This is a genomic window from Thiomonas sp., from assembly GCF_054608695.1.
This window is the reverse complement of the sequence record NZ_JBTRXV010000098.1, coordinates 1-12760: the sequence shown is the minus strand read 5'-3', so window position 1 is coordinate 12760 and position 12760 is coordinate 1. Positions and strand designations below refer to the sequence as shown.

13 protein-coding genes are annotated in these 12760 nt (G+C 61.6%); 2 read left to right on the top strand and 11 right to left on the bottom strand.

What is annotated here, in order from left to right:
* Window positions 1-469: 469 nt before the first annotated feature.
* From ACYCUK_RS20485 to ACYCUK_RS20455, 7 genes are all read right to left on the bottom strand, one after another.
* Entirely contained in the window at window positions 470-847 is a 378-nt protein-coding gene (locus ACYCUK_RS20485; protein ID WP_461596494.1) for a diacylglycerol kinase, read from the bottom strand.
* A gap of 54 nt (window positions 848-901) precedes the next feature.
* Entirely contained in the window at window positions 902-1933 is a 1032-nt protein-coding gene (locus ACYCUK_RS20480; RefSeq protein ID WP_461596493.1) for a glycosyltransferase family 4 protein, read from the bottom strand.
* Window positions 1921-2862, bottom strand: a complete 942-nt coding sequence (locus tag ACYCUK_RS20475; RefSeq protein WP_461596492.1) for a UDP-2,3-diacylglucosamine diphosphatase — start codon at window positions 2860-2862, stop codon at window positions 1921-1923. Before ACYCUK_RS20475 ends, ACYCUK_RS20480 begins: the two co-directional genes overlap by 13 nt.
* A 133-nt stretch (window positions 2863-2995) precedes the next feature.
* Complete coding sequence (locus tag ACYCUK_RS20470) at window positions 2996-3487, bottom strand: RDD family protein (RefSeq protein ID WP_461596491.1); 492 nt, start codon at window positions 3485-3487, stop codon at window positions 2996-2998.
* Window positions 3488-3592: 105 nt separating this feature from the next.
* Window positions 3593-4216, bottom strand: coding sequence for a DUF3106 domain-containing protein (locus ACYCUK_RS20465; RefSeq protein WP_461596490.1), 624 nt, complete (start codon window positions 4214-4216; stop codon window positions 3593-3595).
* 53 nt (window positions 4217-4269) lie between these two features.
* Window positions 4270-4704, bottom strand: a complete 435-nt coding sequence (locus tag ACYCUK_RS20460) for a DUF3619 family protein (RefSeq protein WP_461596489.1) — start codon at window positions 4702-4704, stop codon at window positions 4270-4272.
* Window positions 4691-5266 (bottom strand): RNA polymerase sigma factor, encoded by a 576-nt coding sequence (locus ACYCUK_RS20455; protein ID WP_461596488.1) that lies wholly within the window; start codon window positions 5264-5266, stop codon window positions 4691-4693. Before ACYCUK_RS20455 ends, ACYCUK_RS20460 begins: the two co-directional genes overlap by 14 nt.
* Before the next feature lie 405 nt (window positions 5267-5671).
* Between ACYCUK_RS20455 and ctaD the strand changes: the two genes are divergently transcribed.
* Window positions 5672-7297, top strand: a complete 1626-nt coding sequence (ctaD, locus tag ACYCUK_RS20450; RefSeq protein WP_461596487.1) for a cytochrome c oxidase subunit I — start codon at window positions 5672-5674, stop codon at window positions 7295-7297.
* Between the two features lie 236 nt (window positions 7298-7533).
* Window positions 7534-8268: a Crp/Fnr family transcriptional regulator gene (locus ACYCUK_RS20445; protein ID WP_461596486.1), complete on the top strand. Its 735-nt coding sequence runs from the start codon at window positions 7534-7536 to the stop codon at window positions 8266-8268.
* 71 nt (window positions 8269-8339) lie between these two features.
* Here ACYCUK_RS20445 and ACYCUK_RS20440 read toward each other — a convergent pair whose 3' ends face one another.
* The 4 genes from ACYCUK_RS20440 to ACYCUK_RS20425 form a co-directional block, all read right to left on the bottom strand.
* Complete coding sequence (locus ACYCUK_RS20440) at window positions 8340-8759, bottom strand: ArsR/SmtB family transcription factor (protein WP_461596485.1); 420 nt, start codon at window positions 8757-8759, stop codon at window positions 8340-8342.
* Between the two features lie 163 nt (window positions 8760-8922).
* Window positions 8923-9723: a helix-turn-helix domain-containing protein gene (locus ACYCUK_RS20435; protein WP_461596484.1), complete on the bottom strand. Its 801-nt coding sequence runs from the start codon at window positions 9721-9723 to the stop codon at window positions 8923-8925.
* A 487-nt stretch (window positions 9724-10210) separates the two neighbouring features.
* Entirely contained in the window at window positions 10211-11251 is a 1041-nt protein-coding gene (locus ACYCUK_RS20430) for a 6-pyruvoyl trahydropterin synthase family protein (RefSeq protein ID WP_461596495.1), read from the bottom strand.
* 163 nt (window positions 11252-11414) lie between these two features.
* A complete protein-coding gene (locus tag ACYCUK_RS20425) occupies window positions 11415-12560 on the bottom strand; it encodes an alpha-hydroxy acid oxidase (RefSeq protein ID WP_461596483.1) in 1146 nt (381 codons plus the stop codon).
* Between the last annotated feature and the right edge of the window lie 200 nt (window positions 12561-12760).

Below are 12760 nucleotides of genomic sequence, written 5' to 3'. Positions count from 1 at the left end.
CGTGCATCACAAGGCGCGGCCCGATGTCGGTGAACTTCTCCCGTCCATCCAGGCCCCGGTAGATCACGCGTTGCCGACGATGATCGATCTCGGCCTGCAGCGCGGCCACGGTGAGCTTGCGCAAGGGGTCAAGCTCTTCCCCCTCGATCCGTGTTCGCGCCGATTCAATTTTGACCATCCCTGCCGATGCAATGTTGACCAGGGAAGGAAGGCCGTTTTCATGACGGCCGATTGTGGATAAGTGTAGGGTGTAGGGCCTTGGTCGATGGATGTTGTTGTGTTGTCGGTGACGGACTGATCGACGTTCATGTGTGGCATGGCGGCGTCCGATGGGGGATATCTGGGGGAAGCGCGACGTCGTGCAGCGTCACATGGCGTCGTGCGTGGGGGAATTGTGGGGGAATCGCTCCCTCAAAAAGCCCTAAAAAAGACCATTTAGATATTATGGTCAATATCTATAAGTTTTTGATTAAAAATGACTTATTAGGATTGTGCACCACACAATAAATGTGAGCAGCAAGGTTAGCAACACCGCCGCACTGCCCATGTCCTTGGCGGTCTTGCTCAGTTCGTGGCGCTCCAGCGAAACCCGGTCCACGGTGTATTCCACGGCCGTATTGAGCAACTCCACCACGGGAATCAACAGCACAGTTCCTGCCAGCAACGCACGTTCGATGCCGCCGTGGCCGAGCCAGAAAGCCAGTGGCAGCATGACGAGGGTGAGCATGCCTTCCTGGCGGAAGGCCGATTCGGTGCGCCATGCGGTGCGCAGGCCACTGGCCGAATTGTGCAAGGCATGCACGATGCGGGCCAGGCCCGTCCTGTTTTTGTAGGGATGGGGGGACAAGGTGCGTACGCTGGCTTGGCAGAAGTTGGACAGGAGCTGAAGCGGTGCCCAAGCCTAGCTGGCCTCTGCGGGGTGTCGGGGTGGCTGCTCGGCGGCTTCGCGCAGGTGCTGCAGGAACTGGCTGGTGGCGCGTTGCCAGGTGAACTGGCGGGCATGGGCCACGGCGTTTTGCCGCGGAATGCGCAAGGCGGCGAGGCAGGCGGTGCGCAGGTCTTCGTCCAGCACGCCGGCGGGAGCATCGCCGATCACGTCCACCGGGCCGGTGACGGGGTAGGCCGCCACCGGACAGCCGCAGGCCAGGGCCTCGATCAGCACCAGGCCGAAGGTGTCGGTGCGGCTGGGGAAGACGAACACGTCGGCGCCGGAATACACCTCGGCGAGACGGTCTTGCGTGAGCACGCCGAGAAAGCGCACGCCGGGATGTTCGCGCTGGATGCGGTGGAGTTCGGGGCCTTCGCCGACGACCCATTTGGTGCCGGGAAGGTCGAGATTGAGGAAGGCGTCGATGTTCTTCTCCACTGCGACCCGGCCGACGTAGAGGAAGATGGGCGGAACGCCGTCCAACCGTTGACCATGGCGTGGGAAGAACATGCGCCCGTCCACCCCGCGCGACCACAGCGCCAGACGGGTCAGGCCCCGCGCGGTGAGGTCGCTGCGCACCACCTGGGTCGGCACCAGGGTGATGCGTGCGGCGTTGTGAAACCAGCGCAGGTAGGCGTAGGTCCAGGCCAAGGGAATGCCGAAGCGGGCTTTGACATACTCGGGAAAGCGGGTGTGGTAGGCCGTGGTCAAGGGAATGTGAAGTTGCAGCGCGGCGCGCCTCGCGGCCAGGCCCAGCGGCCCTTCGGTGGCGATGTGCACCACGTCCGGGCTGAAGGCGGCGATGCGCTGCATCACCAATGTTTTGGGCCGCCAGCTCAAGCGGATTTCGGGGTAGCTCGGGCAGGGGAGCGTGCGGAACTGGCCCGGCTCGATGACTTCGATCACCTCGCCCTGGGCGCGCGAATGCTCGATGGTGGTCTTCAAGGTACGAACCACCCCATTGACCTGGGGACTCCAGGCGTCGCTCACGATCAGGATGCGCATGGAACGTGGCTCGCTTGGGTTTGGGTTGGGGCTTCGGTCTGCCCGGTGCTTGCGGTGCCCGGCGATAACTCGGCCAGGACGACAGGTGTCGAGGCGGAGGGCTTCCACATCAGCAATTGCAGGGTGCCGTCCTGCAGTTCGACCAGGGCGGTGAGGCTTTCGACCCAGTCGCCGCAGTTGGCGTAGATGCTGCCCTCGATCTTGCGCAATTCGGCGCGGTGGATGTGGCCGCACACCACCCCCTCGCATTGCCGCCGAGCGGCCTCTTCGGCCAGCAACTGCTCGAAGCTGGAGATATAGTTCACGGCGTTTTTGACCTTGCCCTTGAGGTATTGGGACAGCGACCAATATGAAAACCCCAGGCGGTGGCGCGCCTGGTTGAGCCAGCGGTTGAGCTTGAGGGTGAAGATGTAGAGCGCGTCGCCGAGATGGGCGAGCCACTTGGCGTGCATCACCACGCCATCGAACCAGTCGCCATGCACGATCCAGAGCCGCGCGCCGCCGGCGGTCACATGCACCGCGTCGGACAGCACCTCGATGCCGCCGAAGTGCAGGCCGTGAAAGTCGCGTGCGAACTCATCGTGATTGCCGGGGATGAACACCACGCGGCAGCCCTTGCGGGCCTTGCGCAGCATCTTCTGCGCCACGTCGTTGTGCGCCTGCGGCCAATACCAGCCCTTGCGCAACTGCCAGCCGTCGATGATGTCGCCCACCAGATAGATGGTGCCGGCATGGCAGTGGCGCAACAGGTCGAGCAGAGCTTCGGCCTTGCAGTCGCGCGTGCCGAGGTGAATGTCGGACAGCCAGAGCGTGCGGAACTGGTAAGTGGCCTGTGCGTCTTCGGTGCCGTCAGGCGCAGCGCCAACAGCCAAGGCCTGTGTGAAGCGGTGCGCGTCGGTGGGTGTCGGACTGAAGTGGCTGGGCTGCATGCCCGTATTGCAGCCAGGTCTTGTGACAGGCGGATGACAAGGGCGACATGTCATCCATCACGCGGGGCAAACACAGTCGCGAAACAGAAGTCTTGCGCGCATCGTGGTGGACGCGCGAAATATGAAAGCCCACTCAGCGCGGAATGTCGATCAGTCTCGTGCCGGCCCAGGCGTCATGCCAGAACTGGCGGTCAGCCCGCAAGTAGCTTGCCAGCGCCCACAAGACCATCCATCCGAACAGCATGCCCAGCCCGGCCACATGGTCCAGCCCGGTCAACCAAGCCAAGGCCAGTGGAGGCAACACCCACAGCCAGCCCAAAACGAAACGCAAGCCGGCACGGGCAAGACGCAGCGGACGGCCGTTCGCATCCACCACGCGCAAACGCCAGGCGCGCATCGCCACAGTCTGCCCGGGGCCGAGCCAGAAGCCGATGAAGTAAATCGCCAGTGTCAAGAAGACCACCGCCTGCAAGCCTTGCCTGTCCATCACGCCGCTGCGCTGGCCCACCGCCAGACCGTAGAGCAGTGCGGCAAGCCAGGCCACGCCGAACAGCACGATGGATTCATACAGCAGCGCAGCAAGCCGGCGATACAGCGAGGGCGCTTGCAAGGGCTTGGGTGGCATGCGGGAGGCTGTGCGTGTGTTCAGGTGGAGATCGGGTGGCGCCGGACTTGCATCGACTTCGGCGCTTGAACCGCACTCCAACCCGATGCGAGTCCCGATCCGTACTCAGGGCTTGGGGCTGGGCGGCGGTGGTTGAGGCGCCATGGGCTTGGATGCCGTCGTGGGGGCAGGCGTCGGCGGCGCCACTGAAACGGCCGCTGGCGTGCTGGCGGGACGGGGAGGATTGCCCACCGTTCGGCTCACGGTTTTGGTCTTCTTGAGGCGCTGCTCGGCTTCGTAGCGTCCGACATGGCCGGGCGTGTGCGGAGGGCGTTTGGCTTCCCGGGCCAATGCGCGTTTTTCAGCTTCGGGCAGCTTCTTGTAGCGCTCCCAGGCCTGTTTGCGGCTGTCCAGCGGCGCCTTGCCCGTGGCGAGGAAGTTTTCGCGGGCTTGCCGGCGCTGCTGGGGGCTCATGTGCACCCACTCGACCATGCGCTGGTGCAGCGTGGTGCGCTGCTCGGGGCTCATGGCCGAATAGCGCGCAGCAATATTCAGCCATTTGCGTTTGCGATCAGCATCGAAATGCGGCCACTCGGCCTGCAATGGCCCCAGAGCAGCCTGTTGCATGGGCGTGAGTTGTTGCCAGGTCGGCTGCCCGGTTGTGGCCGTGTTTGCCGCCTGTGCAGCAAGCCAGCAGCCACTCGCCAGCAGCAGTGCCAGGCCCAACAGGAGCAAGCGTCGGATGGCCATGAGGCGCCGGGCGAGTAATCCAGCCCATAGACGGCGGCGCATCAACAGCCCGCTCATCCGTCGTTCTGCCGCAGATAGCTGGTGAAGCCCGGATCAACGTAGGCCTGCGGCGGCAGGTTATCGAGCAGCAAAGCCGTATCGATATCGGCAATTTTGCGAACGAAACGCTCCTGCTGGTAGTGCTGCAGCGCATACAGGCCGAACAGCAAGGTGGGAATCGCCAGCAACAGGCCCAGCCGCAGGCGCCAGGATGAAGATTCTCCCGGCCCGCCCAGGGTTGCCGTGGCATTGTGGGCCGACACCATGACATGGGCATGCCGCGCTCGCTGCAGGCGGTGCTGATCAGCCACCATATGGCGTATGCCTTTGAGTCGTTCTGCGATGTCCGCAGGCAGTTGCTCGTTGCCTTCTGTCAGACGCGCCGCGACCTGATAGCCGAAACGCGCCTCCGCCGCCGTCAAACTCAGTTTTTTGTTATGTGTGTCCATGATCGAAACCTTGCGCTTTGAGTGCCTTGGCCAAGGTATGTGTGGCCCTGGAACAGTGCGTTTTGACGCTGCCCTCGGAACAACCCATGACCGCCGCCGTTTCAGCGACATCCAACCCCTCCCAATAACGCAGCAGGAAAGCTTCCCGTTGACGGTCCGGCAGTTTTTGAATTTCGCCGTCCAAAATGGCCAGAGTTTGGCTCCGCTCGAGCTGACGGTCGGCTCCCTCGAGTTGCTCTGAGCAGGCTTCAATCTCCAAAGTTTCCAGCAAGTCGAATTCTTCGCCGTCGCCAGCGCCTTGGAAATCGGACAGATTGCTCATCCAGGCCGAGCGCACCTTCTGCCGCCGGTGCCAGTCGAGTATGGCATTGGTCAGGATACGCTGGAACAGCATCGGCCATTCAGCGGGATCGTGGTCGCCATACTTGTCGGCCAGGCGGATCATCGAGTCCTGCACCACGTCCAGGGCGGCGTCAGGGTTCTGCGTGGCAAACTGCGCGCGCTTGAAGGCACGCTTGTCGACGCTGCGAAGAAACGCGGAAAGTTCTTGTTCTGTGGGCATGGCCCAGGGGGCGCTTGGCTGGCGGAGTCGGCGAAGCGCTGATTATGCAGGCCGCAGCCATGGAAAAGCCCGTATGGAAGCGGGCTTCAAACGTGGCTCCCCCGACGCGAACGATGCTGCCCACGGTGAAGCTGTGGCGTTTTTGCCTCAAGCTTGCGCTGCGGACCCAGCCGCCATGGCTCACCGTCCATGGATGCGTGTCAACGCATCCTGGGAATTTTGCAACTCCTTGATCTGGATCACCCGAATGCGGCCTAACCCTGAAGGGCAGGTCTGCAAACGCCACTACAAAATCAGAAAACAGCGCATGAGCCCTGTTGGGCGCCAGCAGGCGAGCAAGGGCACGTTTCCACCATGCCGTGTGAATCCATTGCATACAACCACGTTTCCTGAAAGGAGTACCCCATGAGCGCCGTGCTCGATCCTGCACATGCACCGGCCCACGCTGCCGATCATGACCATCCGCACGGCTGGCGGCGCTGGGTGTTCTCCACCAACCACAAGGACATCGGCACGATGTACCTGGTGTTCGCCCTCACGATGCTGTTCGTCGGGGGGGTGCTGGCGCTAGGCATGCGCGCCGAGCTGTTCGAGCCGGGGATCCAGTTTCTCAATCCTCAGGTTTATCTCGCGTTTTCCACCATGCACGGCATCATCATGATTTTTCTTGCCGTGATGCCAGCTCTCACCGGGCTGGCCAATTGGATGATCCCGCTGCAGATCGGGGCGCCCGACATGGCCTTCCCGCGCATGAACAACCTCAGTTTTTGGCTGCTCATCCCTGCCGCACTCCTCGGGGTGGTGGCCTTTTTCGTTCCTGGCGGCGCCCCTGATGTGGGCTGGACGCTGTATGCGCCCCTGACCATTCAGCAGGGAATGGGCATGGACCTGGTGATCTTTGCGGTCCACATTCTCGGCGCCTCGTCCATCATGGGGTCGATCAACATCATCGTCACCATCCTGAACATGCGCGCTCCCGGCATGAGCCTGATGAAGATGCCCATGTTCGCCTGGACCTGGCTGATCACCGCCTACCTGCTCATCGCCATCATGCCGGTGCTGGCCGGTGCGGTCACCATGACCCTGACCGACCGACATTTCGGCACCAGCTTCTTCAACGCCGCCGGGGGTGGAGACCCGGTGCTCTTCCAGCACCTGCTTTGGTTCTTTGGTCACCCCGAGGTCTATGTGCTGATCCTGCCGTGCTTCGGCATCATGAGCACGGTTGTGCCGACGTTCTCGCGCAAGCCCTTGTTCGGCTACGGCTCGATGGTGTATGCCACCGCGGCCATCGCCATCCTGTCCTTCATCGTCTGGGCGCACCACATGTTCACGGCCGGTATGCCCGTCACCGGCCAGTTGTTCTTCATGTACGCCACCATGCTCATCGCCGTGCCTACGGGCGTGAAGATCTTCAACTGGGTGGCCACGATGTGGCGCGGCTCATTGACCTTCGAGACGCCCATGCTCTGGGCCGTTGGCTTCATCGTCCTGTTCCTCATCGGCGGCTTCACCGGCCTGGTGCTGGCTCTGGCGCCGATCGACATCCAGGTGCACAACACCTATTACGTGGTCTCCCATTTCCACTACACGATGGCCATCAGCGTGCTGTTCGCGCTGTTCATGGCCTTCTACTATTGGTCGCCGAAGTGGACGGGCACGATGTACAACGAGCGTGCCGGGAAGATCCATTTCTGGTTTTCGCTCATTGGCGCGAACCTGACCTTCTTCCCGCAGTTCTTCCTCGGCCTCGGAGGCATGGTGCGCCGCTACGCCGACTATCCGGTGCAGTTCACCGACTTCAACCAGTTGTCTTCGATCGGCTCGCTGATTTTTGGACTGGCGCAGGTCTATTTCCTGTTTGCCGTGGTGCTTCCTGTCGTGCGCGGGCATGGTGCCAAGGCTCCGCAGCGTCCCTGGGAAGGGGCGCACGGCTTGGAATGGGAGGTTCCATCACCCGCGCCGTTCCACACCCACGCCACCCCACCCAAGCTGGATCAGACGGCAACACGTGTGTTGCCCAGCGGCTGATCCGTTGATGCGCTGGCAAGCGACTGCGACTGTTCTGAGTTAGGTTTCGTTGATGACATTGGCCGAGAAACGCCGACATGCTGCGTTGCGGTGCTCGCCAGGCATCCAACCTGGCTGCGCGCCACGCCTTGCCTGCCAGCGTTTTCGGCGAATCTCCTTGATGTGCCGACTTGTTCGACGAACCCCCAACTCAGGACACTAGAGTTTCCGTGAACACGCAGTGCGATGGTTTTCCCATGAGCACCCAACGCGTCGATCCTCGTTTGTCTGCCGAGGCCGTTCCATGCCAGCTTTGTCCGAGTCGCAGCCGGTGTGGTTTGCTCGGCTTGTTCGGGGATGCGCGCGGCAAGGCGCAAACAAGAATCCAGGTGGAGACGTTCCGTGCCGGTGCGCCCATCCTGATTCAGCCGAGTCATCTGTATGCGGTCAGGTCGGGCGCGGTCAAATCCGTCTGGAACGATGCCGTGCACCAAAGTTCGATCATCGATTTATGTTTCCCCGGGCAATTGTTTGCGCTTGAATCGCTGATTGAATTTGAGCCCCTGCACAGGGAGTTCAAGGCATCCATGTCGATGACATCCGTGTGCAGCGTGGCTTGCAATATCAAGGGCAAGAGTCGGGCTTCAAAAGAGCTTTGCGGTCGAGTCAGCGCGGCGCTGGCGACACGGCTCCTGCCAACCTACCAATTGACGCACGTCATTCAATCCGGCTCGCAAGTCCGCGTGGCCTACTACATGATGAAAGTCATGCATGCCGATGCGACGTGCAACAGCCCCGGCCATCGGATTCTTCCCAATATTCCGCGAGCTGACATCGCCGACTATTTGCGCTTGCGCGTGGAGACGGTCAGCAGGGTTTTCTCCACATTCAGAAAACAGGGATGGATCCGCGGCCAGGTTCACCGCATCGATGTGGTCGATCCTGAGGCCATCAAGGCAGTGGCGGGCCAACTTGGGGAGGCGGGGCCTTGATGGGTTGTCGACTGACACGCCGGGCATGCCGTTGCCATTCCATTGCATCGACGTCTGGAACGCTGCGCTCGTCAAAATGGGCGTGTGACCCCGAGGTGTTTTGCGGTGTGCGTTGTCTTTCCCTCGCTCCATGGCTCCTGGGGAGCGAGCTCGGAGGCAATTCTGGCGCAAACCAGATCGCACAACTGAAGGACTTCCTCGCTTTGCACGCGGTAAACCATCTGATTGCCGATGCGACGTTTTGCCACGATCCCTGCCAGATACAGCATTTTGAGATGCTGCGAGACATTGGGTTGTGTGGACTCAACCGCCTCGACGATGGCATTCACGCTTTTGCCTTGTGCGCAGATGGCGCCCAAAATGCGTAACCGAATGGGCGTCGCCAGGGCGCTGAACAGTTCAGCCGCCAGGACGAACACACGCTCGCTGAGGTCATCGTCAACGGCAATTCGAGTGGGCAGAAGCGGTGTGGGAATCAGTTGCGCTGACATGGATGGCGTTTCCAGGCAAGGTGTGAAGGTGGTGCGGCACGAGGCCGCCGGGACTTGAGTCCATGCGTGATGGTGCGTTTGCTTGGCGCTCCGCACAACAGCCGTCGGCTGGGTCATGCGTCGGACCCCATCAAGCCGCTGCGCTCGCAATGGGGGCGAGACATCAATGCCCCGACGGGGAGGACAGCAGGGCCGCGAGGCCGGCGCGATCGCTGATCTGAACCCGGTGCCGTCTCGTCATCTGGATCAGCCCGGCACGCTCAAGCCGCGCGAAGAGTCGGCTGACGGTCTCCGAATACAAGCCCAGATAGCTGCCTATGTCCTTGCGGGTCATCCGCAGCGCAAATTCGCGAGACGAAAGTCCGAGCGCCTGGTAGCGCTCCGACAAGTCCAATAAAAAATGCGCCAAACGCTCTGCACCCTGCATGCTGCCAAGAACGAGAAGGTTTTGCTGCGCACGCATCATGCTCTGGGCAATCAGCGATTGGATCCGTCGTCGCAGGATGGAGTGGTCCCGTGCTGCTGACTCCAGGGCTCGCGCATCGATTTCGCAGGCTTCGCTGGCCTCCATGGCCACGGCATCGCAAAGGTAGAGCTGAGCGGCGAAGCCATCGAGGCCCATCATGTCCCCAGAGACGTGAAATCCGAGAACCTGTTGCCTTCCGTCAGCACATCGCAGCACCGACTTGAACGACCCGGCACGGATTGCATAGACGCGATCCAAGGTCCGACCGGTTGCAAAAAGTCGCTGGCCCTTGCTGAGTCGAATGGCGGCTCCTGGCACACCGCGACGATCCATCGATCCGTCACGCAACAAGGCAGCCTGCAGGCAGGATCGGCTTTGAAAGCATTGATCACAGGAATCGATATGGTTCACACGATGGATCGTGGCGTCAGGAACGGACCTCAACTCGCTGACGACGCCGATGCTGGCACTCAGGCTTTTCACTTCCGTGTCGCGCATGCCGCGCCCTTGGAGTTCTTGACGGGCAGGTGTTCGCGTGTTCATTGCACATCCTGGCAATGCATCTGTAGGGTTTGGGCCGGGGCGCTGAACAGGATCGAGCCCAATAACGACAGCACGGTGACGGCGAGAGATCGCGGCTTGCAGCGCCAACGGCTGGGCCCGCAACGAGCTGGTGTATGCGTGCAAACGTGCGCGGACATCCGCATGATGAAGTCCTCTTCAAGGCGTGTGCGAAAGGCACTGGGGGTATTCTCCAAGCCCCATTTCCGAGCAAATTTGACACGCATCAAACAAAGGCAGGTCTCATGGTGCGTAGCAACACCAAAGATTTGTCGAAATGTTGCCAGCGATCGGGCTATCAGGCCGCATCTGCTGCGACGGCAGCCCCACAGGCTGGTCTCGGCCACTGTCCTGTCGTGCGGTCGTTGCAACTGCACTGGCGTCGCGGACGCCAGGCCGCAGATCCAGCTGAGTCGGTCATCGTCTACACCGGCAGAGCCGCAATCATGAGGTTTTCGGTGACGACCGAGCCGCATCCTTGGGTTTCGAAGAGTTCCACGCGAACCAGTTGGGGCAAACTCACCTTGGTCGTTCTGTAAATCCACTCGGCGATGCTCGCCGTATCGGCATCGCGTAATTCGGCAATCTCATGCAGAGGCTGATGATCAAGGCGCCTGAACACGGGCTCGAAGATCGTCTTCACGTCGCCGAAATCGACGGTCCAACCCATCACGGTGTCGATGGGTGCACACAGGTGTAGCCGCAACCTGAAGGTGTGGCCATGGATTGCGCTCTCGCGGCTCCCGGCAGGTGCGCGTTGAAGTTGCACCGCACTATCGAGTGTGAAGTCCTTCCAAATGCCGTAGTCACGGCCGTCAAAGTTGGCGCCGCTCGAGGCTGTCTCGAACACGTCGATCCTGGACAGTTCAGGCAACGTCGGCTTGAGACGCGCCCACAGCCACGATGAGATGAGCTCGCTGGTGGGGTTGCTCAAACCATCCATGTCATTGAGGCATGTGTGGTTCAGGGTGTTGTGCAAAGGCTCCCAAACCTCGTCGAGCTGGTCATAGTCGATGCCGAGAGGCCGTGATCCCGGGGTTTGGTTCGCGTGCACGATGGCCTGGAAACCATGGCCGTGCATGCGGCCACATTTGTGCCCCATCGGTACGTTCGGCAATCGGTGGGCGGCTTGAAAGTGGTACCGCCGCCATACCTGCGCCATCCCGTCGCGGTCGAGGTCTACGCCCTGGTTTGCCGTGCTTTGGACCGCGAGGCGATGGATGCCCGGCAAGGCCAGGCGCTTGCGAACCCAGCGGGCAATATTCTCATCGGTGGGCTGGTCGATGACCTGGTTCAGGAGTGCGTAGTTCAGCGGTTCGAGAACCTGCTGCATGTGCCCCTGCAGGGCAGGCACCTCGCCCCCGGGGAAAGGCGCCCAACCGTCTGGCAGTTCCGCGAACACCGAAGCCCGAAAGCCATGGCCATGCAGATTGCGACGACGGTCACCGTCAGGGAGCAGAGCCATGTGACGGGCGGACTCGAAGCCGCCTGTCGCGACGGTCAAGAGGAGGGGGATCATGCATGCTCCGGATTGCTGTGAGCGCCGTCTTCATCGATCTGCATGAGGCGCATGTCTCGATGACCAGGGTGCCGTTCAAGCCGAGACGCAGCCACCCATGGCCAGGCAATTACCAAGGGGAGTGCTGTAAAACGCCGCGATCGATCTGATGGATATCCGTTTTCCCACAAAATGCCATGGTTATGTCCAATTCATTCCGAATGATATTGAGGCAGTGCTCGACGCCAGCTTGGCCCTGAGCGCCCAGGCCGTACAGAAAGGCTCGACCGATCAAGGTACCCTTTGCGCCCAGCGCGACGGCCTTGAGCACGTCCTGGCCCGAGCGGATCCCGCCATCGATCCAAACCTCGATGCGCGAACCGACGGCATCGACGATGGCCGGCAGCGCCGAGATCGAGCTCGGCGCGCCATCAAGCTGGCGTCCGCCGTGGTTGGAGACAATGAGGGCATCAGCGCCCGAGTCTGCGGCACGCTGCGCATCCTCGGCGTCCATGACGCCCTTGAGAATCAGCTTGCCACCCCAGCACTTCTTGATCCACGCCACGTCTTCCCATGTCAGGCGTGGGTCAAATTGCTGGCTGGTCCAGGCCGACAGCGACCCCATGTTCTCGACCCCCTTGACGTGCCCGACGATGTTGCCGAAGCCATGCCTGCGGGTTCCCAGCATACCCAAGCCCCATCTTGGTTTTGTCGCGAGATTGAGCAGATTGGCCAGGGTCGGTTTCGGTGGTGCCGACAGGCCATTCTTCAAATCCTTGTGGCGTTGCCCCAGGATCTGCAAATCCAAGGTGAGCATCAAGGCCGAGCAACGGGCAGCCTTGGCGCGGTCGATCAAACGCTCGATGAAGTCGCGGTCGCGCATCACGTAGAGCTGGAACCAGAATGGCGCCTTGGTATGTGCCGCGACGTCCTCGATGGAGCAGATGCTCATGGTCGAGAGGGTGAAGGGCACGCCACATTGCTCCGCCGCGCGCGCAGCCAGAATCTCGCCGTCGGCATGTTGCATCCCGGTCAGGCCCGTTGGCGCGAGCGCCACCGGCATGGCGACATCCTGCCCGATCATCCGCGATCGCAGCGAGCGCTGATCGACATCGACGGCCACTCGCTGCCGGAGCTTGATGCGCTGGAAATCATCTTGATTGGAACGATAGGTCGTCTCGGTCCAGGAGCCTGAATCGGCATAGTCGTAAAACATCCGCGGCACCCTTCGCTTGGCGAGAACGCGCAGATCTTCAATGCAGGTCATGGTTGCCATGATGTCACCTTGTGTGGACTGCAGAGGGGCCCCCAGGGGGAGCCCCTGAGGGTCAGGGATGGACGATCTTGATCGCCGGGATCATCCAGGATAGCCAGTGTTGTTGGGCGAAGACGAGCAAGCCCAGCAGCAGGGTGAGCAGCACACTGTGCCCGAAGGTGCGGGCGAACACCACGCCCTCGTGGCCCTTCAGGTCCGTC

Coding starts and splice junctions, on each gene's coding strand:
- ACYCUK_RS20480 (WP_461596493.1), bottom strand. CDS start 1,933: ATGCGCATCCTGATCGTGAGCGACGCCTGGAGTCCCCAGGTCAATGGG.
- ACYCUK_RS20475 (WP_461596492.1), bottom strand. CDS start 2,862: ATGCAGCCCAGCCACTTCAGTCCGACACCCACCGACGCGCACCGCTTC.
- ACYCUK_RS20470 (WP_461596491.1), bottom strand. CDS start 3,487: ATGCCACCCAAGCCCTTGCAAGCGCCCTCGCTGTATCGCCGGCTTGCT.
- ACYCUK_RS20465 (WP_461596490.1), bottom strand. CDS start 4,216: ATGGCCATCCGACGCTTGCTCCTGTTGGGCCTGGCACTGCTGCTGGCG.
- ACYCUK_RS20460 (WP_461596489.1), bottom strand. CDS start 4,704: ATGGACACACATAACAAAAAACTGAGTTTGACGGCGGCGGAGGCGCGT.
- ACYCUK_RS20455 (WP_461596488.1), bottom strand. CDS start 5,266: ATGCCCACAGAACAAGAACTTTCCGCGTTTCTTCGCAGCGTCGACAAG.
- ctaD (WP_461596487.1), top strand. CDS start 5,672: ATGAGCGCCGTGCTCGATCCTGCACATGCACCGGCCCACGCTGCCGAT.
- ACYCUK_RS20445 (WP_461596486.1), top strand. CDS start 7,534: ATGAGCACCCAACGCGTCGATCCTCGTTTGTCTGCCGAGGCCGTTCCA.
- ACYCUK_RS20440 (WP_461596485.1), bottom strand. CDS start 8,759: ATGTCAGCGCAACTGATTCCCACACCGCTTCTGCCCACTCGAATTGCC.
- ACYCUK_RS20435 (WP_461596484.1), bottom strand. CDS start 9,723: ATGCGCGACACGGAAGTGAAAAGCCTGAGTGCCAGCATCGGCGTCGTC.
- ACYCUK_RS20430 (WP_461596495.1), bottom strand. CDS start 11,251: ATGGCTCTGCTCCCTGACGGTGACCGTCGTCGCAATCTGCATGGCCAT.
- ACYCUK_RS20425 (WP_461596483.1), bottom strand. CDS start 12,560: ATGGCAACCATGACCTGCATTGAAGATCTGCGCGTTCTCGCCAAGCGA.